Raw genomic sequence first — 25849 nt, 5'->3', positions numbered from 1 at the left:
TTATAATTGAATTTTACCTTTGTTAACACTTTCGGCCATAATTAAGGCGTTGTAGGCATTGGCCATTTTTCCAGAAGTCGATATTTCATTCAAGTTTGCTGCCTTGCTGGCATCACCACCCAAAGCTACTTTTGTCTTTACGGCTAATCCAGATTCCATAATAATCTTTTTGACCTGCGACGCCGTCAACTTAGGGTATTGCGATCGAATCAGAGCCGCTATTCCCGCGACGCCTGGAGCAGCCATTGACGTACCTGGAGAATACTCGTATTCGTTATTTGGGTAGGTTGAATAGATCGCTGTACCTGGGGCAAAAATATCTACATTGATTTTACCGTAATTGGAATATTCCGCAAGCAGTTCACCGCCGTAATCTGGGTTTAAAGCACCTACGGTGATTAGGTTGTCTGCTATTTCCGGACCGTTGTTAATAGCATCGTTGGGAAAGTTAGGTTCATTGGGATCATCTAAATTTGCACCATCATTACCGGCTGCGTGAACAATCAACACATCTTTTGCCGCTGCATATTTTATGGCATCATACACCCATGCTGCATTTGGCGAAAATGATTTCCCGAAGCTCCCATTAATAATTTTAGCCCCATTATCAACAGCATATCGAATACCCAATGCGATATCTTTGTCATACTCGTCTCCGTTGGGTACGGCACGAATACTCATAATTGCAACGTTATTAGCTACCCCGTTTGCACCTTTGCCATTGTTGCGCTCTGCTGCAATGATGCCCGCAACATGGGTGCCATGGCTTTCGTCATCTACCCGGTTTTGTGGATTGCCGTTGCCGTAGTTATTGTCATTAAAGTCGTATGGGTTGTCACCAACGATCTTTCTTCCATCAAAATTGACATTGTAATTGTAATTGGCTTGATCGGAAAAATGCTTGATACCTCCTTCAAGTTCATCAAAAACAGTGGGAATATCATCAGCGAAAGTGTACATCTGCATCAATACGTTTATGTGCTGTTGCATGGCCTGATCTTTGGGTTTGATTCCTGCAACCTCCTTTTTGGTATAGGCTTGTTTGCCCAATTCCTTTTTGACGGCTGCATCTGCATTTTTAACAGCTTGTAGAATTTGTTCATATTGTTGTTTGTTCTGAACCGCTTTAGCATATTCTTCGTCTACTTTTGCCTTCGCCTTGGCTTGCATCGTTGCATCACCTAATTTTAGCTTCACGATTCGTGCCGCTTCTAGCTGCTCATTGTACGATTCACCTAAAAAGTTATAGCCATGAATGTCATCGACATATCCGTTCTTATCATTGTCTTTGCCATCTCCTGGCCGTTCACCCTTGTTGGTCCAGAGCACTCCGTCAAGATCCTCGTGTTTGAGATCAATACCAGAATCTAAGACAGCTACAATTACCTTTTGACCTTTTTTAGTTCCAATGATTTCAGCATAGGCCTTATCAACGCTCATGCCGGGAATCGTATCGGTAACCAAATCTAAATGGCCCCAGTTCTTTTTCTGTGCATCAGTGAGGTCTGCAATTTTAGAAGGCATTGCATCAATGTTTTCAATAGGTGTAGATATCAGGGTGGTGGCGCCACAACCCAGGCATAACAGGGCTGTTGAAAATCCGAAAAACAATCGGTTGAAAATAGGTGTCATATAGTTCATATTAGCGTTAGTGTATTCTTTTATAAAAAGCTCCAGGATTTTTAGCTCGAAAAGTTTCGACACAACCCCGATCTGCGAGGGTGACAAAACAAGTTTTTCCATCAGTGCCACCGAAGGTTATATTCGAGGGTTTTTTTCCTTTGAGTTGAATTTCATTTAGAGGTTGCCCTGCTGGCGATAGTACAACAACCGTACCTTTTTCGTAACGTGTTACATACAAGTTGCCTTCCGCATCGCAGCGCATACCATCCATTCCAAAATCGTCAAAATTAGCAAATTTCGATTTGTTGCTTACGCCTCCGTCAGCCTGAATATCATATTGCCAAATAGTGCGCTGAACTGATTCGTTGACATATAACTTCTTTCCATCAGGACTTACTTCAATGCCATTGGTAGTTCCCATGTTTTCTTCAAGAAGGATGATTTCCCTTTTGCGATTAACCATCCAAATGCGACCCGAACTCTCCGCCCAATTTGGATCGCTGAGATATATCGTGCCGTTCGGAGCTATAGCCAAATCATTGGGCTGGCTCATTTTAGGATTGTGGGCCCAAACTATAGGTTGCTTTGTGCCCTTCTTTATTTGGTATACATTGTGACCGACGTAATCGGCGATATACATATCTCCTTTTTGATCAAAACGAATACCATTACCTATACTTGCATCTGGAAGCCTTACATAGATTTCCCCTTTTCCATTAGAATCGACCTTCCCAATGGTTCCTTGCTCCGCAAAATTAACAGCATAGAGGTTTCCGGCGAAGTCTACAGCCGGACCTTCGATGCCATTTGTAAAGCCGTTTTCAGGAGTAAAATCAACGCTTCGCAGCTGTTGGGAATTGCAGGAGAATAGGGTAGACAAACAAAATATACCAAATAGTATTTTGTGTATGATGTTAGGAGAAAATTTCATTGAAAGTAAAGATTTTATCAAGCCGTACCCCTTTTTCAGTTCGCTGCAAGGTACAAATTTCATTGTGGGCATCGTGTTCAAAAAATAGCAAATAATCATTGGCAACCGCAGTATCGAGAAATACAGCTTTTTCATCCATAGTCAATAGGGGCCGGGTATCGTAACCCATTATGTAGGGCACAGGAATATGCCCGGCTGTAGGCACCAAGTCGGCTGCAAAAACCAAAGTTTTACCTTTATAGGTAATGTGTGGAAGCATCATTTTTTCGGTATGGCCGTCTACAAACAAAATATCGAAACCCAATTCAGAATTCGCAATCCACGAAGAATTTCTTTGGGCAACAAATTTCAATTGACCACTTTCCTGCATAGGCAGTAGGTTTTCCATTAAGAACGATGCCTTCTCGCGTACATTGGGCTGGGTGGCCCATTGCCAATGATTTTCGTTTGTCCAGAACGTAGCGTTCTTAAAAGCAGTCTGGTAACCCGTTCGATCTTTGTTCCATTCAATGCTACCCCCACAATGGTCGAAATGCAAATGGGTCATAAAAACATCGGTAATATCGTCACGATGAAAACCGTTTTTTTCAAGAGACCTATCCAAGGTATGGTCGCCCCATTGATAGTAATAGCCAAAAAATTTCTCAGATTGTTTGTTGCCCAAACCCGTATCAATCAAAATTAGACGCTTGCCATCTTCGATCAAGAGGCTTCGGGCGGCCATGTCAATCATATTGTTGGCATCTGCTGCATTCGTTCTTTGCCAGAGTGTCTTTGGCACAACACCGAACATGGCTCCACCGTCAAGTTTAAAATTTCCGGTTTCTATGGGATAGAGTTTCATAGACGCTATTTCTTCGGGGCAAATTAAGCATAAGCAATGAGAGATGAAATCTTTTTAGCAGTCTATTGTGATGTAGGGTATTGCTTTATGTATGGCGTGTTATGGTTTATTTTTCAATGTTGATCTCCTACTTCATTTCATCTATAAGGGTGGCTAGTTCTTTACCATAATCTAGAAACGCCATGGTTTCATCGGTCCTTGCCAATTTGATCTTATCAAAAATGACCAGGGCTTCGCCATTACTTTCTAAATGATAAATCTGATGATTCTCGAAAAACCGAATGACTTCATCTGTAAAAAATGATTGAATTTCCGACTCCTTATTTCCCATAATTAGAAATTTTTTGGAAAAATCTGGATACATCTCAAAATCAATATCTTTATAACCGGTATAGGCCATCACGCGGTCAAAAAGTCTTTCCAATACGCCTTCTTTTTCCATAGTGAAAACAGGTATTTCTTTATTCAATTTTAAGACCATGAGCGTTGTATTAAAGGTCTCTGCCGTAAAAGCTGCGCCCTCACTGAAAGTCACATCGGCAATTTCCCAAGACATGTCCAAACCTTTAAAAGTTCCTTTGAGACAGTTTGATTTGCGCTCAATAGGTCTAATTTCAAAAAAGTGAAAATTCTTCAGGTACTTCGTATCCCAATCTACTTGATTCGTGTATTGATAATCTTTTTCATTTGCTAAATTTTGCAATCGAGTTTGTCTGGGCGATAATTTGGCAGCAGAACTGTTTAAAGAAATTTTTAGAGCTCGATTATGACCAGAAGATGAAACATGCGAATCTAATCCATTGATGATGACTTGACCCCCTGTGTTCTTTTGTATTTTTAAGTAGTCTACCAAGTAATCCATATAGGTCATGCCGACCAATCTTGTTTCCGACAAATCAATATTCACATCGGCTCCTGAAGGAATTTGAGCCACCAATTTGTCTACTTTTAAGATGCCTAAAAAATTCGCAATTCCTTTTATTTTTAGGTCGTAGCTGCCATCTGGTTTCGCAATCAAATTCGAACCGGACTTATACACCATTTTGAAAAATCGAGGTATCGATACTCTGGCCAATAGCATGTGACTCACTAAGGCCAACAATAAACCACCAAGCAATCCAATTAACAAATTCGTGTAAAGGGTTAGAATCATCGTACCAACAAAGAATATGAGCTGCTCGGTTCCTTGGCCATAAACTTGTTTAAAGACAGCAGGGGAAGCCAATTTAAACCCGGTATAAACGAGTAAAATAGCAAAGGCACATAGCGGCACTTGACGCATTATTGGGCTTAATACCACAATAAAAAGCAACAACAGTAGTCCTTGATACAGATTAGACCATTTGGTCTTCGCGCCATTATGAATGTTTACAGTACTGCGAATAATCACGGCAATTATGGGTAAACCTCCAATCAAACCAGCCGCCATCGTACTCAATCCAATTCCTGTCAAATCCTTATTTAGATCGGTCTTTCGTTTGTAAGGATCAATTTTGTCAACTGCTTTGGCAATGGCCAATGATTCAATACTGGTTATGATTAAAATCGATAATACGGTTGTCCAGAATTCAATTGTATTTATTTTGCTAAAATTTGGATGCATAATAGAATCCATAATATTATCGGGAATATCTAGTAATAGACTAGGCCCTACTTCATACGCTTTTCCAAAGAATGAAAGCGTGTGTTGGTCAAAGAAATTGAAAAAATATACAAAGGGAATGGATAGTGCAATCACCCACATGGGCGCTGGTAGAATATGGAAAAACCGATTACTGATTTTAGAATGAAACAATAATAAAAGCAAGCCCGCTAGGGCAATAATCACCACAAAAGGATTCGCTTGCGGTAAGAGTGTAACGGCATCGACAAGGTTTTGTATGATACTCGGACTATCGGAATGCGTTCCCATAGCCACGTGTATTTGTTTGGCAAAAATGATAATTCCAATTGCAGCCAGAATGCCGTGAATCACCGAAGAATGAAAGATATCTGCTAGGCGACCCAATTTCAGCAACCCCAATAGCACTTGAATTGCGCCTGAGACAACCACTGCGGCTAATACGTAATTAAAGGCTTGCCCTGAACCGTCATCCATCAATGTGATACCCAAAAGTATGACCCCAATGACTCCTTTGGCTGGTCCGTTGACTGAGATATGTCCGCCCCTATAAAGGGTTGTTACCACACCACCCACAATAGCGGAAATGATACCTGACATTGCCGGTGCACCCGCTGCTAAAGCGATACCTAATGAAAGCGGTAAAGCAATGAGTGAGACACTCACCGCTGCTATTAAATCACTTTGCCAATTTTCAATTAAACCCTTGAACCCTTTTTTTGGTGTACTTTCCATTTATTTAACTATTTGGGTTTAATCACATAAGATTTTGAAGATAAAACAGGTCAATTGTTTCATACTGCTTAATTCATGTGTTATGTGAGCTTGTTTAACTCCTGAGAAAATTGAATGTAGACCAATGATTTGTAACATATACTCATATTAAAACTATACGCATTTATTTTGTTCTTGACGCCTTGGGTTTTTGTGCATTGTTGCGCTGTGGATTTTAGTAACTTACTTTGCATATACCCGGCAAACTGAAAATCTTAAAAGATTTTCGCAAGCCAAAGCGTATTAGTCATTCAATTTCTAAATCTTGATTTTTCGGTTTCACTTCAGATGTTTTGAATCTATTTCTCTTTGGCGGCATTTTTTTCTTCAACATCTAGAAACAGCAGTTTTGCCTCAAAAAAAGCAGCAACTGGGGTAGCTTCAAATACATTGACCTGAAGCGAAAGAGAAAATGCAAAGCCAAACGATATGGTTTTAAAAGCTTGGATGATGCTAGCCATAAAGAGGACGGAAAGATAGTATAATATTAATTAAGAAAACTTAGCGTTTACGATTATAAATTTTAGTTTAAAAATGATTATTTTTCGTTAAAAGAGCGATATATGGTCGAGTTAGCCGGAATAATAATTTTAGGAATCGTAGCACAGTGGTTTGCATGGCGTTTGAAATTGCCTGCGATTCTTCCATTGATTCTAATTGGGTTGCTGGTTGGCCCCGTTGCATCGATGTATACTGAAGATGGTCACAAGTTGATTGAGCCGGTTTGGAATGGCGAAAAGGGGCTTTTTCCTGGCGATGCACTGTATTACTTCGTTTCTCTGGCTATTAGTATTATACTTTTTGAAGGTGGCCTCACTTTGAAACGGTCTGAGATTCGCAATGTAGGGCCGGTGATTACGAAACTAATAACGCTAGGTTCGTTGGTTACTTTCTTTGGCGCCGGTATTGCTGCACACTATATTTTCGGACTGAGCTGGCAGATTTCTTTTTTATTTTCTGCTTTGATTATTGTTACTGGTCCGACGGTAATTACACCAATATTGCGAAATATTCCGCTTAAAAAAGATGTTTCAGCGGTATTAAAATGGGAAGGAATCTTAATCGACCCTATTGGCGCATTGGCTGCGGTTTTGGTCTTTGAGTTTATAAGCGTAGGAGAAGGAAAAGCCTATACCATAACCGCATTGGTGGAATTCGGAAAAATCTTGCTTTTCGGATTCACTTTCGGATTCACTTTCGCTCACGCACTTGCATTTTTAATCAAGAAGAACTTCATACCGCATTATTTACTCAATGTGGCCTCGCTTTCAACTGTTCTTTTAGTGTTTGTGATGTCAGACGCTTTTGCCCATGAATCTGGTCTTTTGGCCGTTGTTGTTATGGGAATGGTCATGGGTAATACAGAACTTCCAAATATAAAAGAGCTGCTCTATTTTAAGGAATCGCTGAGCATTTTACTTATTTCCATCCTTTTTATTTTGTTGGCCGCGAATATTAACATGAGTGATCTTGAGTTGATTTTTAACTGGAACACCGCCTTATTATTTGGGGTAATTGTTTTTATCATACGTCCGTTGGGCGTATTTCTATGTTCGACAAAATCGAATTTAAAATTCAATGAAAAACTTTTTATAGGATGGGTAGGCCCAAGAGGTATTGTAGCGGCGGGAATTGCCTCGCTATTCGGATCGAAGTTACTGAAACAAGGCGAAGTCGGTGCGGAATATATTACCCCTTTGGTTTTTATGATTGTATTGGGAACCGTCTTATTAAATGCAACAACAGCACGATTTTTTGCCAAGATGGTGGGGGTATTTTTAAATAAATCTGAGGGTATTCTGATCATTGGAGCCTCTAAATTTTCACGTTTAATGGGCGATTATCTGCAGAAGAACAATCGGCATGTTGTGCTGGTAGACAGCAATCAAAATAACGTTGCTATGGCCAAGAATTTGGGGTTGGAGGCCTTTTCAGCAAATATTTATTCTGACGCCTTAGAAGATAATATTGAGCTAAGCGATATTGGGTATTTGATGTCACTTACCGGAAATGCAGACATCAACAATTATGCAATCAATAAGTTTAAAAAACAATTTGGTGAGCACGGTTCGTTTCGTTTGGTCAGTTCAGATGAAATGAATGACCCTGAAAATAACCCCAAGGAGGGTTTATTTTCCCATACTGATGATTATATGAAATTGATGGAGACCACCAGAAAGTATCCTGCAATTCATGAAATTGAATTGAATGGCGTCAAACACTACCAAGATCTTATTGAAATCACCAACACCGATGAGGAAATTATTCCACTCTTCCTAAAGGATGGAAAAGGCGATTTAAAGATAATCAGTTCCTATAGTACAGGATTCAATGATATTCAAGAGGGTTTCAAATTGGTGTATTTGGGCAAAGCTTTTGATGTCGAAGCATTGACTGTCGAAACCGCAGCTATTGAAAAAGAAAAATAATAGTTTTCAAAACCCCTGGTATACCTAACCCTTCATTTCTCTATAACGAAAAACGATTAGAAACTACCTAAAGGAAAACCAGTAGTTAAAAATACAATCTTCTGGGTATTTCCTAATATTCATTCGCTATATACCTTTATTTCAATGATTTACTAGAATTTTGGGCTGTTATCCGATTCTAGGAATTTTAACCTAAAAAATCTAGAATTATGAAAAAAGGAATATGCTTTTTAACCCTTATGCTGACTATGACCCTCATCGAATCCTGTAGTAAAAGTGATGTAAACGGAGACAGCGATTCCAATTGCTATGAATGCAGTACTGCAACCGAATCAATCGATGTTTGCGAAGAAGGCGGAAAGTTTGTTGTGGATGGTGAAACAATTGATAACCCTAACGATGTTTCTCTGCAAGATTTCATTCGAGCCATTGAATTAAACCCAAACGACGATCCCGATCTAGACGGCATTCGCTGTAATAGAAAATAAGGTTTCGTTTCGAACTGTTGGCGCATGTTGAGACGGGCCTGCACTAGCGTTAACTGCTGTCAAGTACAACATTTAGGTATAGTTAGCCATTAAATGGCAATGTCTTCCATACAGTCACTTGTATATCTTCTTGAACAACAGGGTAATCTTTGCCGGTTACCAATTGATAAAAATGAACAGCGGACTCTCTTTTGATTTTATCTTCTAGCAAAGCATTGTCAATTTCCCCACTTTCTTGCCGCCAAGTAAAAATAGAGTTCTGTTCAATCTGAATAACACGGTGCTTCGCCGTAAATTGGGCGATGTAAGTGGTCATTTGGTTTGAGACTTTTGTGGTTGATTATACTACTATAAAAGTAATCCAAATATCACATTTTTTAAAAATATGGTGTTAAAATTTACATTTGGGTGGTTTCGTGCTACCGTAGCAAAGCCTCAAGATTGTTCTATTTTAAGGCAAAGCTCACCCTTTTTATTAGAGGTAACTATTGACATTACTTTACCTAATCTAAAATTATCACCCTTACCTAAGGTTTTGGCATCAAGAAAATCTCCAGACCTAAAAAACTCCCGTTCGGTATACATGACAACCGTTGCATTCTCTGCCGGAATGACCTCTGTATCGGTTAAATCGTAGTTGCCTTTTAAACTCCCGATATAAAAATGACATCCGGGGAATTGCTCGTGGACTTCAGAAACCATCATTTTTTGGAAGGTATCTAAGGGGGTTATGTTGGAAATCACATTAGCTTTCGCATCGACCACTACGATAATTTTCATTCCGGTTGTACTGCGTTCTTGAGCGGCGAATAGCAGCAGCCCACTAAAAAAAATGGTGATAAAGAATACGTTTGTTTTCATGGTTTTGATACAAAGCGTTATCTACGCTCCAGTTGTTTGAGACCAAAAATACTTGAGATATTTTCCTACAAATAGGAGGTATGTAACAAAGTATACAAGAAATGTAACAGTATTTCAAAATGCTTATTTAGCTTCATTTTGAAGATACTGAGAAGGTGTTTTTTTGTATTTTTCCTTAAAGCATTTAATAAAATAGGAGGGGGTGTTGAAACCAACAGTATAGGCAACTTCGTTTACGGTAGCATCTGAAGTTTGCAAAATATGTAGCGCTTGTTTTAAACGTTGAGAACGAATAAATGCCGTTGTCGACAGGCCAGTAAAGGCCAACAATTTTCTGTGCAACTGCATTCTGCTCATACCCAATTCCTTGCAGAAGTACCTAGGACTGAATTCAGGATTAGCCAAATGTTCATCGAGTACATCTTGTAATTTATTCAAAAAAATGGCATCTGTTGGAGTTATTGCTATGTCTTTGGCTTTCAGCACCATTTCTTGGCTGTAACGACTACGTAAAGCTTTTCGGGTTTCTATGAGGTTCTCTACCCTTTTTTCTAATATGGGCAACTTGAATGGCTTGGTAATAAAATCATCCGCGCCCGATTGCAGGCCCTTTAATTCCTGTTCCTCTCCAATGCCTGCAGTAAGTAAAATTATAGGAATATGACTGGTACGTTCATCTGTTTTTAAGGTATTACATAGTTCAATACCGTCGCATACCGGCATTCGTACATCTGTTAGTATAAGGTCGGGAACAACTTCCAGCGCTTTTTCTATGCCCTCTTGGCCATTTTTAGCCTCGAATACATTGTATCGGTATTTCCAAACTGAAACTAGGAAATCGCGCACTTGCTTTTGATCCTCAACCAAAAGAACCAAAGGCAGGTCTTCTACAGCATCGCTGTCAGTAGTTTCTTCCGCTAACTGAACCGCATCAGAAATACCCGCTACAATCGATTTGTTAGCTTCACCATTGTCTTCTTCAATTGCTACATTTTTTAGGGAACTTCGTTCAAGGGGTATCGAAATTTTAAAGTGTATCATGTCATTGGAGTCAATCTTTACATCTACCTGACCTTGATATAGCTGTACCAATTCTTTGACAAGTGCAAGACCAACACCCGCTCCTTCGGCATACTGATCATGTTGATAAAATCTGGTGAATAACTTGTCTACTTCGATCTCAGAAGATCCTGGTATAGTATTACTAACAATTAGCTGCAGCGCGCCATCAATTTTTGTAGCTTCAAGTTCGCAAATACCACCATCTTTGCCATATTTCATGGCATTGGAAAGCAAATTGGACACTATTTTTTCTAATGCATCTGCGTCAAACCATTCATTTTTCAAGGGTGCAATAGCAATCTTGAAGTCTATTTTTTTTAACCCAGCCTTATATTGAAATGAACTGGCAATCATTTCTAGAAATAGATCTAAATCACCCTTAGCTATCTTTAGTTTTTGTTTGCCTTTTTCAAGTTTGGCTAAGTGCAGTAACTGATCTACTAGGGCGATCAAACGATTGGTATTGCGCTTAATCATTGAAAAATTGGTGAAATCAGTATCAGATAGCCCCCCCTCACCTAATTTTGCATCAACAGGACCCGAGATCAAGGTCAAAGGGGTTCTAAACTCATGCGATATGTTGGCATATAATTTAGATTTAAAGTCGTTCAGCTTCTGAAGTCTAATGGCTTCTTCTTCCTTTAATTTCAGGTCTAGTCGCATTCTCCAGCGCCATTTCAGATAGCTGTAAACACCGAAAGCGGCAGCAATAAATAGGAGAACATACATGGTTTTTGCAAATGCTGTTAAATACCATGGTGAGGCAATTGAAAACTTAAAGGAGACGGTTTCTGGGTTCCACACCCCATCATAATTGCTTGATTTTACCATGAATTCGTAGTCGCCTGGGGCGAGATGTGAGTATCTAGCGAAATTGGTGTTGCCAGAATGAACCCAATCGGTATCGTAATTAGCAAGTTTGTATTGATATTGATTTTTTTCGGGAAGCGAATATTGAAGACTTGAAAAGGTAAATGAGAGCGTGTTTTCATCATGGGCAAAAATGGTATTTGGTGACAAGGGCTTGCCCTCATCGAAAACCTGTAAACCAGTAATCACAGTTTTAGGAAGCACTTTATTTTCCTGTATTTCATCTGGTGAGAACCAATAAAAACCTTCAAGCCCTCCAAAATAAAGCGTGCCCGTATCATTTCTATAATAAGCCCCTGTATTGAATTCTGTAGTCAGGCCATCGTAATTATCATAGTTAACCACTTTGGGTACTACATCAAGTTGATTTTGGGGAATGGTGAATTTTGTTAATCCCCGGTTAGAACTCAACCACAGGTTTCCCCGATCATCTGGCAGTATGGCATAGATGACGTTGTTGGCCAAGCCGTCAGCATCGGTATAGGTATAAAAATGCTGTTTTTCAAGGTCAAAGGCATTAAGACCCCCTCCATTGGTTCCAATCCAAAGCACACCTTTGCCATCGTCATAGAGCGATTTAATATTGTTACTTGAAATAGCATTGGATTCAGCACTACTGGTATAGGTAGTGAAGGTTTTACTTTCAACATTAAAATGAGCTATTCCGTCGGCTTCGGTGCCGATCCAGAGGTTCCCCTTGCTATCCTCTGTAATTATTCTGATGTTGTTACTGGGTAGGCTTGCTGATACTTTTGGATCATGAGTGAATTTTTGTATTTCCCCAAGTGATTTATCGAACTGAATCAGGCCTTCCTCTCTGGTTCCCAACCAAATTCGGTTTTTAGAATCTTTAAAAATATTCCATATCGTATTGGCTGATAAAGGTAATTTTGTAGTATTTGAATAGTTTTGAAATTTACCGTTTTTCGAAAGAATGTCTAGCCCATTTCCTTGGGTGCCAATGAACAGATTATCTTGCTCATCGATGAGCAGACTCATCACGCGGTCTGAGGAAATACCCTGACTTCTTTCGCCCGTAGTAAACGTACGCCAGCTATTATTTTTTGGGTCGTATTGTGTAAGCCCCTTTCCTGAAGTTCCAAGCCATATTGATTCGTCATCTGCCTCAACGATAGCTCTAATTACGTCAACACTTATGTTTTCTGGAGTTTGAAAAATGGTTAAGGAGTTAAATTTTTCGAGATACTCGTCATAATAGCTAATGCCGGCACCATCTGTTCCAAACCACATGGTACCAGAATGATCCTCATAAATGCACAATACATCTTTGTAGTGAAGCGCTCTCGGATTGTGCTTTTCGACATTGAAATGAGAGATCTTATTTCCCTCAAGATCGATCATATATAGACCACTACCATAGGTAGCAACCCACAATCGATTGTGGGTGTCGATATGTAAATCTAGAATATTGAGATTTGTGGGCAAGTAATCTAAAAAGGGCAGATCTGAAATTCTGCTAAATACATCCTCGTGCTGTTCCCGAAAATAAAGTCCGTTTCCAAAAGTTGCAACCCATTGCCCGCCCGCTTTGTCAAAAACGATATCACTGAAATTTTCCGCAATTGTCACGCCGTCAATGGTTTTAGGAAATAAGAAACTGGTTTCAAATTTTTCAGGATGAATCAGTACGATTTGTTTATCGGTTGTTAACATGAGCTCTCCTGAAGGAGATTCAACCATTTTGTATACTGTTCCATTTATCTGCGAATACGGAACGATCAACTCGGGTTTTTGGGTCTTTTTATCTAAGAGAAACAAGCCGTTGTCATAGGTTCCAAACCAAGTATTGAATTTACTGTCTTGAAAGACAACACTTACCTGGTCAATATCAGATACGGGTTCAAAAGTCTGAGTACCTACATCAAACCTGTACGGAATACCGTCTAAAGGTAGCATCCACAAACCCCCGTCGTTGTCGGAGTATACACTCCCAAGATGACTGTAATCTGGTCTGGTAATATCTTTAAAGGAGTATGGAAAAACAGTGAATTCCTTCCCATCGTATTTGTTTAGACCATCTTGGGTTGCGATCCAAAGATACCCGGTACTGTCTTGAACAATTGAAATAGCGCTGTTTTGTGAAAGGCCTTCTTTTACTGAAAGTTGTCTGAAACTAACCTGATTTTGAGCCTTCGAAGTTTCGAAGCACAATAGCCCAAAGGCACAAAACGCAATTTGTATTATGGTTAGTATCGACCCGCGTATTCCCATAAGGCATTGTAGACGAATTAGTTATCTAATATAGCAAAAGAAGCGTTAGCCTATTGGAAATGCGGCTAATAATTACCCTATAGCGAATGATTTCAACAGTTGATATATGACCCTGAGATACGCCTTAGTCATTCAACTTCAGCACTGCCATAAAAGCTTCTTGTGGTACTTCAACGTTACCTACTTGGCGCATACGTTTTTTACCTTTCTTTTGCTTTTCAAGCAGTTTTCTCTTACGAGAAATATCGCCCCCATAACATTTGGCGGTAACATCTTTTCGAAGAGCTTTTGTAGTTTCACGAGAAATGATTTTCGCACCAATGGCTGCCTGAATCGGAATATCGAATTGCTGTCTTGGGATAAGCTCTTTCAATTTTTCACACATTTTTTTGCCGATTGTAACGGCATTGTCAGCATGAATTAGGGCCGACAAGGCATCAACCGGCTGCGCATTTAGTAAGATATCAACCCGTACCAATTTCGATTTTCGCATTCCTATAGGTGCATAGTCAAAAGAGGCGTAACCTTTCGAAACTGTTTTCAAACGGTCGTAAAAATCAAAAACGATTTCTGCCAAAGGCATATCGAAATTCAATTCGACACGCTCGGTAGTCAAGTAGGTTTGATTGGTAATCTGCCCTCTCTTTTCAATACACAACGACATTACATTACCCACAAAGTCGGCTTTGGTAATTATGGTAGCTTTAATGTATGGTTCTTCAACCCGATCAATACTAGAAGGATCAGGAAGGTCTGTTGGGTTATTTACGATTAATGCCGTATCCGGATTTTTTCGTGTAAAGGCGTGGTAACTCACATTAGGCACCGTGGTGATTACCGTCATATTGAATTCACGCTCTAAACGTTCTTGAATGATTTCCATATGGAGCATACCTAAAAAACCACATCGAAAGCCGAAGCCAAGGGCGGCACTGCTTTCTGGAGTGAACACCAAAGAGGCATCGTTTAGTTGAAGTTTCTCCATAGAGGAGCGTAATTCTTCGAAATCTTCGGTATCAACCGGATATATTCCCGCGAAAACCATTGGTTTTACATCTTCAAAACCTTCAATTGCATTTTCAGTCGGGTGTGCAGCGTCGGTAATGGTATCGCCTACTTTGACCTCCCTTGCATCTTTAATTCCAGTAATCAAATAGCCCACATCACCTGCTTTGATACTTTGTTTGGGCTGTTGTGTCAACTTTAGCGTTCCGACCTCATCGGCAAAATAGTCATTGTCGGTAGCAACGAACTTAATTTTTTGTCCCTTTTTGATTTCTCCATTGATTACTCGAAAATAGGTTTCCACCCCTCGAAAAGGGTTGTATACTGAATCAAAAACAAGTGCCTGCAAAGACTCATCAATATTACCTACTGGTGCAGGAATACGCTCGATAATCGCATTTAGTATGTCTTCAATGCCAATACCCGTCTTTGCACTTGCCGGTATTACTTCCTCCGCATCACAGCCCAAAAGGTCAACAATATCATCGGTAACTTCCTCCGGATTGGCACTTGGCAAATCGACTTTGTTCAAAACCGGAATGATTTCCAAATCGTTCTCAAGGGCCAGATACAAATTAGAAATCGTCTGGGCTTGAATGCTTTGAGCTGCATCAACTACCAAAAGGGCGCCCTCACAAGCGGCGATGGAACGCGACACCTCATAAGAGAAATCAACATGACCTGGGGTATCGATTAGGTTTAAAACATATTCTTGACCTTGGTAAGTGTATTCCATTTGAATGGCGTGACTCTTTATGGTGATACCACGTTCACGCTCCAAATCCATACTATCAAGTAACTGCTCTTTCTTCTCACGGTCTGTAACGGCTCCAGTAAAATCTAATAGACGGTCTGCCAAGGTACTTTTACCATGGTCAATATGGGCGATGATACAGAAATTTCTAATGTGCTTCATAAATTCTCTTCCTCGGAAATCCTAAAAACCATAGGTATTTAGCGCTGCAAAGATAATGTAATTTCAAAAGGAATTTGATATGAAGTAAATACAAGTCGGCAAGAGGTTTGCCAGTACAAAAAAATAGATAAACTGCACAATTTTCGTAGGATATTTCGACATTAAAATGTTACATTTGAGGATTATAGTCCCTTTGATGAAAAAATGCTTCCTATTTCTTTTCTCATTTGGTTGTATTTCAACCATGTCATTTTCACAAGATTATAGGGTTACTGGAAGCGTTACCGATGCGAATGAAAGCCCCATAGTATTCGCTAATGTGCTTTTGTTAAAAACGACCGACTCTACAATCGTAAACGGTACTTCGACAGATGATAAAGGTGTGTTTGTATTCAACAACATTGCTGCAGGCAGCTATTTGTTAAAAGCCAGTTACATTGAAAATCTTTCCGAAATCAAGTTTATCAATGTGGCTACTGATGTTGATGTAGGGGTATTGACTATTAGAGAATCGCAGCAGCTAGATGAGGTAGTGGTCACCTATGAAAAACCAAAGCTCGAGCGGAAGGTAGACCGCTTGGTTTTCAACGTTGAGAACACTGCGCTTGCCGATGGCAATATCTGGGAATTGCTTCAACAAACCCCAACAGTAAATGTAGTGCAGGGAGTGCTGACCATCAAGGGCAATAGGAACATTGGAATACTGATCAACGGGCGTAAAGTGAATATACCAGAATCGGATATCATCAATTTGCTTTCTGGCTCTTCGGCAAGCAATGTCGAGGCCGTTGAGGTGATTACCAACCCGCCACTAAAGTATAGCGCTGAAGGCGGAATGTTGATCGATATAAAAATGAAAAAGAACTTGGTTGCAGGCTATAATGGCGCGGTATACAACAATTTTACACAAGGAGTTTTCGCCAAAAACACCACGGGCACTGATCACTTTTTTAAAGGAAAGAAAACAAGCTTTTCAGTCAATTATAGTTTTGGAAATGTCAAAAGAATTTCTAGATATACTGATATTACTAACTTTTCTGAAAATGGAGTTCCAACAACTATTTGGAAGGCAGATCAAGACTTGACTACAAAGCGAAAAAGGCACAATTTAAGTGCTTTTTTTGATTATGATATTGATGACAAAAACGCTTTGAGTATATCAACCATAAATGTTTTTAATCCGCGGGTGAATCGGTTTTCTTTTAGTGAAACAGTGCAGACAGATATGGAGGGTGGTCTCCTTTCAAGTTTTAATACGGTTAACGACTCTGGTCAAGAACAGATAAACACATCTTTCTATGCAGATTGGGTGCACAAACTAAACCAAAAGGGGGCTGAAATTACTATCGGCAGTCATTATACGTTTTATGACTCCAAGCGGGGGCAAGATCTAGACACTGATTTTTTTGACATGAATCAAAACCCGGTCGGAGATAACGATTTCACTACACAGTCAGATCAAAAAATCAATTTGTATAGTTTGGAAGCTGATTTTATGGCTCCTTTAGGAGAAGCTACTCGTTTGGAAGCCGGACTCCGATATGCTGGTATCAACTCTGAAAGCACCATTTCTCAAGAAGGGTTTGATCGCAACCAACCTGGAATTAACCCTACAGAAGCTGGGGTGTTCACTTATGATGAATCAATTTACGCGGCCTATGCAAGTTATGATGGAAAATGGGATTTGTGGAATTTAAAAACAGGGCTTCGGGCCGAGTATACCGAAACTATGGGAGCTTTAAATACAGGCATTGGCCCAAAGGAAACCTCGTATTTGGAATTCTTTCCCTCTTTCGCCTTACAATTTACGCCTAGCAAAAAACATCAATATCAAATCTCTTATTTTCGACGCATAGAAAGACCCCGCTACAATAGAATCAACCCCTTTCAATACTTTCAAAGCAATAATACGGTAGTAGAGGGCAATCCCGATTTATTGCCCGGAACTCGTAACTGGGTTTCTGCTGAATATACCTATGACCGCGATTATACGATTGCATTCTTTTATTTAAAATGGAAAAATCCGTATCGGCAGCAAACCTTTCAAGACAATGAAAATAATTTGCTGCGCTTTATTAGCACAAACCTATCCTCGAACGTAGGCTATGGCATTGATTTTACAATAAACAAAAACATTTCGAAAGCATATGGGTTCTATTTGTTCCTATCTTTTTATGGCAATGAAGAACGCTTTACCGATTTGGATTCGGGTCAAGTTTTGAGCAATAACTTATGGAGCGGCTTTGTTCGTTTTAACAATAGTTTTACGCTGCTCAGTGATAGAAGCCTGGTAGCGGATTTAAATTTTGCCTACTATGCCCCAAGAACTTTTGGCAATGCTAGGAGCGCTTCTTATAACCGATTGAATTTACGATTTAGAAAGACCATTTTGAATAAGAAGGCTAGTATTTCTTTGGGTGTTGAAGACATCTTTAACCAAGGAACCAGGTTCACTTCGCGCAGGTATCTCAACCAAAACAATTCAACCTTACACCGACCTGAAAATCGCCTACTAACAGTTGGGTTCAGATACAAATTTGGAAACGTGCGTATAAAAGGAAATAAAAAATCAAAACGTGTAGAAGAACGCAGGAGAATTTAAGAAAGTTTTTTATTAGCCGAATAAGGTGGCGCCCCCGCAAATACCGAGACCAATCAAAAGATAGACCCCCGCGATAATAAACAAAGTTTTACTGGTTTTAGGTTTCTTTTTTCTCAGCACCAACCCTATGATGCAAAGTACAATAGCCGGTGAAAGCAGTAGTAAAATAACGACAATGGCAAGAATCAAATACCCATTTGCATTTCCCTGATTGAATAAAAGTATGTTTGCCATAATTGCTAGCTTACGATTAGGCCATTAGACTGCCACAAATGCCTAGACTTATAAGAAGATAAACGCCAGCCAAAATATAGAAAATCTTAGCTGCTTTCTGATTCTTTTTTCTCGCTATTAGACCTATTACTAAAAACAATAGCGCTGGGCCAAACATGATCAGTACAATTAAAAATACGAGTCCGCTTAAATCACCAACTTCTAAAGAAATAATGCTCATATCAGTTCGTTTTGTAGTTCTTTCAATCGTTCGACCTTATCATCTCTATAAAACAAATTCATGGTCTCAAAAGGGATGATTTTATAGTCTTTGTTCACAATGTGCACGCATGATTTTTTAATAGCGCGAACGTCAAAATTATGCGCATCGATAAATTGCATAATAATAATTCGAAACAGATTGTCATAGCCCAATTCAGGCGCATCGATTTCTGGCAGGCAGCACATAATGCTCTTTAAATTTTCAGAGGCCTTTTCAACAGAATTCCCCGTGCTGAATAGTTCGATCATCTTGCCATGCAACTGTTCGTCTTGCTCGTAAATAATCGTATTTTTCCCTTCATTCAGTAAATCATCAGGGTTGATATAGCGTGTTAACGGACTCACTTCATCTCCTAACTTCAAGGCATAGGCCATCACCAAAGCATCAGGGTTACAGGGTACCGGAATAAGATCGTCAGCCTCAAATATAGGCGATTGCTCTAAAATATTTCTACGTACTTCTGTAAGTGTAATTCGATTTTCGTCTACTTCGAAATTTTCCAAACGCCCCGCAATTTGAGTAGGTTGAAAAGTCACCCCACGAATACATTGCTGTTGTAAGGCAAAATCAATGGTTTTACCCATTTCATGGTCATTCAATCCTTTTTGAAGAGTGACCACCAGAGTGGTTGAAAGATTCAGCTTATTCAGGTTTTCAATGGCTTTTAAACGCGTATCTGCCAAATCAGCTCCCCTAAGGGTTTGCAAAACTGAATTATCTAAAGAATCGAATTGCAGGTAGATTTCAAAGTCTGGAGCATAGGTTGCGAGCTTTTCTGCAAAAGCGAAATCTTTGGCGATTTTGATTCCATTGGTATTGACCATCAAATGCCGAATCGGCAAGGACTTGGCATAATTTAGAATTTCAAAAAATTGTGGATGAATGGTAGGTTCACCACCGCTAATTTGCACCACGTCGGGCTCTCCTTCATTTTTGACTATAGCATCTAACATCTTTTTGATTTCGGCCAAGGTTCTGTGCCGGCCGTAGGTTGGAGAAGAACCTGCGTAGCAGGTAGGGCAGGTGAGATTACAGCGATCAGTGACTTCAACTACGGTTAAGCAAGAGTGCTGCTCGTGGTCGGGGCAAAGCCCGCAATCGTATGGGCAGCCATAGTCAGTTTTGGTATTGAAGGTCTTCGGGTATTCTGATGCTTTATTGTAGTTGCGTATGTTCTTATAGTATTCGATATCATCGGCGATCAAAACTTTCGAACGCCCATGTTCCTTGCAGTTTTTCAACATATACACCTTGTCGTTTTCGAAAATGATTTTGGCATCTACACGACGCAAACAATCAGGGCATAGACTTAGGGTAAAATCATAATAGGTGTAGTTTCTTTCGGGCATAAACGATTCCTTTTCGGAGGGTTTTGATATAATACAGCAAACAAATTAGGCATAAATATTGGATGCTACTTAGCCCGAGTACAAAAAAGGTATTGGGTTTTAGAAACTCAATGAAGAACCGAAAACTGAAATACGAAAGCATGAAAATTTTGAAGTGCATTCCGTTTTCCAAGCGGTTTGGTTCTTTTTGAAGCCGTTTTACGAAAAAGAAAAGCAAGCCCAAAAACAGCATTTCGTACAAAGCAATTGGGTGCCTTTGAAGACCATCGCCCAAATTCAAACCCAAAAAAGAAGTGGTTTCAATACCATAGGTAAACTCCTTGATTCCGGCTAAAAAGCAGCCCAGACGACCAATGATAATTCCGAGTATAATAGGAAGCGTGAATAAATCTCCAGAAGATTGTTTTTCACCGATGATCTTTTTGGCGAGTTCAACACCAAGAAGCCCACCAAACAAACCTCCCATTATGGTTTTGTTGTTTAAAATGGCCAGCCACCCTTGGGCATAATGAAGTACCGGATTTTCAAAAAAAGCGATCAGGCGCGAAAAAAAAAGCGCACCAAAAACGGCACCAATAATAATGGAAAGGCGGTTGTTGGAAGAGATGGTATCGGTACTTTTTCTCCGAATTAAGACATAATACCTAAAAGCGATAAAGAACGCCAGATATTCAAGTATCAGGTGTATGTTTAATTTTATGCCAAACAGTATTGGTTCAAAAGGAATGGAGCATAATAGCATATCATTCTCCTCCTTTGCCAGGCTTAGGGGTGGCCTCCTGCCATTCGGCAATAAATAAGTTCGTATCGCGTGTACCTCCGTTATTGCGGTTGCTTGAAAAGGCCAAATACTTGCCATCGTTTGAAAAAACCGGAAAAGCATCAAAGGTTTTTCCATGCGTTACACGCTCTAGGTTTTTCCCATCGATATCGATGAAATAGAGGTTAAATGGAAATCCTTTTTCCGCTTCAAAATTACTAGAGAACAATATTTTCTTCCCAGAAGGATGAAAAAACGGACTCCAGTTGGCATTGCCTAAAAAGGTGAGCTGTTTCAAGTCAGAACCATCGGCATTGCAAATAAACAGCTCCATTTCGGTAGGTTCAACCAAGCCATCGGCTAAGAGATCTTTGTACTTTTTGATTTCAGCTGCGGTCTTTGGGCGCGATGCCCTAAAAATCAATTTGGTGCCGTCGGGAGAGAAAAATGCCCCGCCGTCATAACCCAATTCATCGGTGATTTGTTTGACATCAGAACCATCTAAGTTCATGGTATAGAGCTCAAGGTCGCCACTTCGATCAGAAGTAAAAACGATTTTGTCGCCTTTGGGCGAAACCGTTGCCTCGGCGTCATACCCTTTTTCATCAGTCAATTGGGCTGTGATATTTCCGTCTAAATCAGCAACGAAAATGTCAAAAGAGTCATATACCGGCCAAACGTAGTTGCCGTTTTTACGCAACGGCACTTCAGGGCATTCTTTGTCTGCCAAATGGGTCGACCCATAGACAAAATGTTTGTTGTCAGGCAAGAAGTAGGCACAAGTGGTACGTCCCATTCCGGTGCTGATCATAGGCGGTTTTTGATCTTCGAACTGCTCTTCATTCTGCATCAAAAACATCTGGTCACAGTGCATTCCCCAAGCGGTGTTGTTCGACTGAAAAATCATTTGTTTATCATCCCAACTCCAGTAGGCCTCCGCGTTGTCGCCCCCGAAAGTAATTTGTCGAATACTCTTAAAATATTTTTCCTCAGCATAGATAAGGGTATCGCTTGCAGCCATTAAGGAGGTTTCTTTTTTTGTAACCGGCTCCATTTTTTTTGGCTCGCTCTTGCAATTAACAAAGGCGATTAGTACCAGTATCGTTAACAGTTTCTTCATAGGATGCTTAATTTTACGTAAAACTACAAACAAGTTTAAACTTTTTGGAGTGTAGCGAAAATTAGCTAATTTTTTGCTCGTTAGGAGGTTTTTAAAGCGGTTCAAACCCTAAAAATGATGAAGAATAGTATCCTTTTCTTTTTTTTCTTGGCCCTGGTAGGCTGTAAAACAGAAAAACAAAAAATAGTTTCTTTAGAAGAAGACGTAAGTTTTTTGGCTAGCGATAGTTTAGGCGGCCGCGAAACCGGAACGGCTGAAGAGCGTATTGCGGCAGCATACATTCAAGAGCGCATGCAGGGTTTGGGGCTTCTGCCCAAAGGAAATGCCGGAACCTATTATCAAACCTTTACCTTCAAACCAAAAACCGATCCGCATTCAGAGGTACAATTCGGTGGGGGTGATAGTACCATAACGGGTACTAACGTGCTGGGTTATATCGACAATAAGGCGGAGAAAACCATAATTATTGGCGCCCACTATGACCATCTGGGAATGGGCGGCCAAGGTTCTTTGTACCGTGAAGGGGAAGCCGTTCACAACGGAGCAGATGACAATGCAAGTGGTGTAAGTGTGATGCTGCAGCTCGCTCAGAAACTAAAAGACACGCTTCACGGAAGCAACTATCTTTTTATGGCTTTTTCTGGCGAGGAAATGGGATTGTTAGGAAGCAATTACTTTACCAAAAACCCAACCGTAGCACTATCTACGGCGAACTATATGATCAATATGGACATGGTGGGCAGGCTGCGTGAAGATAAAACCTTGTCTATTAGTGGCACCGGAACCACGCCTATTTGGCCTCAGGTTTTGAATAGTACCAACCCTGGGTTCAAACTGGTATTGCAAGAATCGGGGGTAGGCCCATCTGACCACACCTCATTTTACCTGCACGATATACCGGTTTTACACTTTTTCACCGGCCAACACGAAGATTACCACAAACCTTCCGATGACTCCGAAAAATTGAATTATACCGGCATGGAAATGATTTCAGCCTATATTTATGCTGTTATAAAGGAGTTGGATGATAAAGCCAAACTCAAATTTAAGAAGACAAAAAACGAAAGCGAGGAAGTACCGCGTTTTAAAGTCGCTTTAGGGGTGGTACCTGATTATCTTTTCGATGGCAAAGGCATGCGAATCGACGGTGTAAGTGAAGACAAACCAGCCCAACGAGCAGGACTTCAAAAAGGCGATGTTGTTATTCAATTAGGAGATAGCACCGTAACTGATATGATGAGTTATATGCGGGCACTTTCTACTTTTGAAGAAGGCAATACCACCAATGTTGTGGTCGATCGGAAGGGTGCGAAAGTGTCTTTTGAAATAACATTCTGATATTTTTAGGAATATAGGAAAGAAAGTTAGCGACTGTTTTGAGAGAAAATAAGCTGCTTTTTACGTAATTATTTTCATAGATTTGGATATTGACCCTAGATCAATGAAGCTAACCAACCTCATAGGAATACTTTTCCTTCTAGCCCCTTTGGTATTATTTTCACAACAATATCGATTATCAGGATATGTGAAAACCCAAGATGCTAAGGTTTTGCCCTTTGCCAATGTTTTTTTGTTAAGCCCCGATGATTTTACGTTAGTGAAAGGAGCTTCTGCCGATGAAAACGGGTATTTTGTTTTGACAGCCATAAATGAAGGGCTGTATTTGCTCAAAGCCAGCTATTTTGGCGCTGAGTCGAACCTCGTTTCACTTGATATAAAAAAGGACATCAATATCGGAGCTTTGGTAATGGAAAAAAGTGCCGAAGCTTTAGATGAGGTGACGGTTACCGCAGCGCGACCCACCTTAGAACGGCAAGCAGATCGAATCGTATTCAATGTAGAAAACACATCAATATCACAAAGCAATTCTTGGGATATTATTAGAAACACGCCGGGAGTTATCAATGCTCAAAATGGATTGCAAATAAAGGGGCAAGGCGCCACCATATATCTTAACGATAGAAAATTACGGCTGTCAACAGAGGAGACCAAGTCTTTTTTGGAAAGCTTATCGGGGGTGAATATCAAATCTATTGAGGTAATTCCAAGTCCGCCGGCCAATTACGATGCGGAGGGTGGCCCAATACTGAATATTGTAACAGCCAAAAATCTTGTACCGGGTTATAAAGGAAGCGTACAAGCAAATTACGCGCAATCGGTTTTTGCCAAATATAGTCTTGGTACGAGCCATTATTATAAAACAGACAATTTCAGCCTTTTTGCCAACTATACCATAAATCCGAGAAAAGACTTTAAGAGGGTAAACAGTGATATTGCGTTTTTTGATCCTTCCAACTTGGTTTTTGCGACCTGGGATTCTGATTTGGAAAAAACGACCAAATCCTTAGGGCAGAATGCAAATCTTATTTTAGACTATACGATTAATGAAAACAATTCGGTAAATGTTACCGCAAATTTGGGGCTTTCACCCAACAAAAGAACCGCCAATAGGGTGGCTACAACAATGTTAAATGCATCGCAACAGTTAGATTCTACTCTGGCTACTACCAGTAGTATAGGTAACGATAACAGTAACTTGGGTATAGATGCCACCTATGCGCATCAATTTAAAAAGGAAGGGCGCAAATTGACCGCTAATATTCACTTTACAAAATACTCCGACAATGGAGAACAAGGGGTCGCTAGTAGATATTCAGACCCTACCGGTGGCTTCTTAAACGGATTGGATTTTTCAACCGTATCTGACCAAGACATCGCTATTTATACGGGCCAGCTTGATTTTGTTTCCCCAATCGGAAAAGCATCCTTTGAAACGGGCGCTAAGATTTCTCGAATCAACTCGGCGAACACCTATAATTTTTTCGATATCGAAGCAGGTGTAGCCACTCAGAATACAACTTTATCTGATAATTTTGAGTATACCGAACTGGTATATGCAGGCTATGTGAGTCTTGCGCGAAACTGGAAAAAGTGGACCTTAAAAGCCGGACTTCGAGGAGAGCAGACCGATGTTCGCGGGCTCTCCTTAGCGCTTAGCAACAACACCAATCAAAACTATTTTGAACTATTTCCGTCTTTCAATCTCTTGCATAATCTTACGGAAGAAAGTAGCCTTTCCTTTGATTATGCTAGAAAATTACAGCGGCCCGATTACCAAGATCTAAATCCCTTCCGACTTTTTTTAAATGAAAACGATTTTAACGAGGGCAACCCCAACCTTACACCTAACTTCAGCCATAATTTCAATCTGAATTATTCACTGAAGGACACCTACTTCTTTGATTTTTATTACCGAGACAATGGCGAATACATCAGTTCATTGAGCTTTCAAGATAATGAAGCGCAAAATTTAAGACAAATCAATCAAAACGTGAATGCAAGTATTTCTTATGGGCTTGATTTTACAATCAGCACCTCTATTTCTAAGACTTGGTACCTCTATGCATACACCTCCTTGTTTTCAGAATCGGAAACATTTTTGGCCTTGGAAAGCAATAATCAGTTGGTCACGAACAAGGTAGAAGGGTTCTATGCTTCCTTGAACAATTATCTTAGCCTGTCTAAAGACGGCACTTTTAGTGGCGAGTTGAGTCTTGATTACCTATCTACTTTTGTCTTTGGCTCTTATGTACAATCAGATCCAACAACGGTATTAAATATGGGGCTCACAAAGTCTTTGTGGAACAAAAAAGCGATAATAAGCTTGAGGGTGGAAGATCTATTGGGCAAAGCCAATCCTAGATATACTTCGAGATATTTAAATCAAAACAACTCCTTTCGACCTGTTTTAGAAACCCAATTTGTTCGATTGGGCTTCACGTATAATTTTGGAAACTTCAGGCTGGGCGATACTGAAAAAGCAATTGACAAACAGGAACGTGATCGTCTTCAAAAAGACGAATAAT

19 protein-coding genes are annotated in these 25849 nt (G+C 40.0%); 5 read left to right on the top strand and 14 right to left on the bottom strand.

Going from position 1 to position 25849, the window contains the following annotated elements; all coding sequences use genetic code 11:
* From ABJN95_RS17160 to ABJN95_RS17140, 5 genes are all read right to left on the bottom strand, one after another.
* Positions 1–1632 (bottom strand): S8 family peptidase, encoded by a 1632-nt coding sequence (locus tag ABJN95_RS17160; protein WP_348372206.1) that lies wholly within the window; start codon positions 1630–1632, stop codon positions 1–3.
* 16 nt (positions 1633–1648) lie between these two features.
* The gene (locus ABJN95_RS17155) at positions 1649–2554 is read right to left on the bottom strand and encodes an SMP-30/gluconolactonase/LRE family protein (RefSeq protein WP_348372204.1); all 906 of its coding nucleotides are present in this window, start codon (positions 2552–2554) and stop codon (positions 1649–1651) included.
* Entirely contained in the window at positions 2538–3398 is an 861-nt protein-coding gene (locus ABJN95_RS17150) for an MBL fold metallo-hydrolase (RefSeq protein ID WP_348372202.1), read from the bottom strand. The genes ABJN95_RS17155 and ABJN95_RS17150 overlap by 17 nt, the downstream gene beginning before the upstream one ends.
* A 127-nt stretch (positions 3399–3525) precedes the next feature.
* Positions 3526–5754 (bottom strand): SulP family inorganic anion transporter, encoded by a 2229-nt coding sequence (locus tag ABJN95_RS17145; protein WP_348372201.1) that lies wholly within the window; start codon positions 5752–5754, stop codon positions 3526–3528.
* A 338-nt stretch (positions 5755–6092) separates the two neighbouring features.
* Positions 6093–6254 carry a hypothetical protein gene (locus ABJN95_RS17140; RefSeq protein ID WP_348372199.1) on the bottom strand — a complete coding sequence of 54 codons (162 nt, stop codon included), beginning with the start codon at positions 6252–6254 and terminating at the stop codon, positions 6093–6095.
* Positions 6255–6356: 102 nt separating this feature from the next.
* On the opposite strand from ABJN95_RS17140, the gene ABJN95_RS17135 reads away from it, so the two are divergent.
* Positions 6357–8222 carry a sodium:proton antiporter gene (locus ABJN95_RS17135; protein ID WP_348372198.1) on the top strand — a complete coding sequence of 622 codons (1866 nt, stop codon included), beginning with the start codon at positions 6357–6359 and terminating at the stop codon, positions 8220–8222.
* Between the two features lie 209 nt (positions 8223–8431).
* Positions 8432–8710: a hypothetical protein gene (locus ABJN95_RS17130; protein WP_348372196.1), complete on the top strand. Its 279-nt coding sequence runs from the start codon at positions 8432–8434 to the stop codon at positions 8708–8710.
* 82 nt (positions 8711–8792) lie between these two features.
* On the opposite strand, the gene ABJN95_RS17125 is transcribed toward ABJN95_RS17130, so the two are convergent.
* The 4 genes from ABJN95_RS17125 to lepA all read right to left on the bottom strand — a co-directional run bounded on the left by ABJN95_RS17125 (position 8793) and on the right by lepA (position 15656).
* On the bottom strand, positions 8793–9026 hold the full coding sequence (locus tag ABJN95_RS17125; RefSeq protein ID WP_348372194.1) for a GTP-binding protein LepA: 234 nt from the start codon (positions 9024–9026) through the stop codon (positions 8793–8795).
* Between the two features lie 119 nt (positions 9027–9145).
* On the bottom strand, positions 9146–9571 hold the full coding sequence (locus ABJN95_RS17120; protein WP_348372193.1) for a hypothetical protein: 426 nt from the start codon (positions 9569–9571) through the stop codon (positions 9146–9148).
* 123 nt (positions 9572–9694) lie between these two features.
* Complete coding sequence (locus ABJN95_RS17115) at positions 9695–13735, bottom strand: two-component regulator propeller domain-containing protein (RefSeq protein WP_348372191.1); 4041 nt, start codon at positions 13733–13735, stop codon at positions 9695–9697.
* A 124-nt stretch (positions 13736–13859) separates the two neighbouring features.
* Positions 13860–15656, bottom strand: coding sequence for a translation elongation factor 4 (lepA, locus tag ABJN95_RS17110; RefSeq protein ID WP_348372189.1), 1797 nt, complete (start codon positions 15654–15656; stop codon positions 13860–13862).
* Positions 15657–15900: 244 nt separating this feature from the next.
* On the opposite strand from lepA, the gene ABJN95_RS17105 reads away from it, so the two are divergent.
* Positions 15901–18258: an outer membrane beta-barrel protein gene (locus ABJN95_RS17105; RefSeq protein ID WP_348372188.1), complete on the top strand. Its 2358-nt coding sequence runs from the start codon at positions 15901–15903 to the stop codon at positions 18256–18258.
* Between the two features lie 12 nt (positions 18259–18270).
* Here ABJN95_RS17105 and ABJN95_RS17100 read toward each other — a convergent pair whose 3' ends face one another.
* From ABJN95_RS17100 to ABJN95_RS17080, 5 genes are read right to left on the bottom strand one after another with little or no spacing between them, the layout of a single operon-like run.
* Entirely contained in the window at positions 18271–18492 is a 222-nt protein-coding gene (locus ABJN95_RS17100; protein WP_348372186.1) for a hypothetical protein, read from the bottom strand.
* A 16-nt stretch (positions 18493–18508) separates the two neighbouring features.
* Complete coding sequence (locus tag ABJN95_RS17095) at positions 18509–18712, bottom strand: hypothetical protein (RefSeq protein ID WP_348372184.1); 204 nt, start codon at positions 18710–18712, stop codon at positions 18509–18511.
* The gene (locus ABJN95_RS17090) at positions 18709–20103 is read right to left on the bottom strand and encodes a radical SAM protein (protein WP_348372183.1); all 1395 of its coding nucleotides are present in this window, start codon (positions 20101–20103) and stop codon (positions 18709–18711) included. Before ABJN95_RS17090 ends, ABJN95_RS17095 begins: the two co-directional genes overlap by 4 nt.
* Positions 20075–20845: a prolipoprotein diacylglyceryl transferase family protein gene (locus tag ABJN95_RS17085; protein WP_348372181.1), complete on the bottom strand. Its 771-nt coding sequence runs from the start codon at positions 20843–20845 to the stop codon at positions 20075–20077. The genes ABJN95_RS17090 and ABJN95_RS17085 overlap by 29 nt, the downstream gene beginning before the upstream one ends.
* A 1-nt stretch (position 20846) precedes the next feature.
* Positions 20847–21983, bottom strand: a complete 1137-nt coding sequence (locus tag ABJN95_RS17080) for a hypothetical protein (RefSeq protein ID WP_348372179.1) — start codon at positions 21981–21983, stop codon at positions 20847–20849.
* Positions 21984–22100: 117 nt separating this feature from the next.
* Here ABJN95_RS17080 and ABJN95_RS17075 point away from each other — a divergent pair, with 117 nt between their 5' ends.
* Entirely contained in the window at positions 22101–23321 is a 1221-nt protein-coding gene (locus tag ABJN95_RS17075) for a M28 family peptidase (protein WP_348372258.1), read from the top strand.
* 103 nt (positions 23322–23424) lie between these two features.
* Positions 23425–25848 (top strand): TonB-dependent receptor family protein, encoded by a 2424-nt coding sequence (locus ABJN95_RS17070; RefSeq protein ID WP_348372176.1) that lies wholly within the window; start codon positions 23425–23427, stop codon positions 25846–25848.
* Position 25849 lies beyond the last annotated feature (1 nt).

Source organism: Maribacter sp. (assembly GCF_039974175.1).
In the GTDB taxonomy this organism is placed as follows: domain Bacteria; phylum Bacteroidota; class Bacteroidia; order Flavobacteriales; family Flavobacteriaceae; genus Maribacter_C.
The sequence above is the reverse complement of the archived record's forward strand: the minus strand, read 5'-3'. Positions and strand labels throughout refer to the sequence as shown.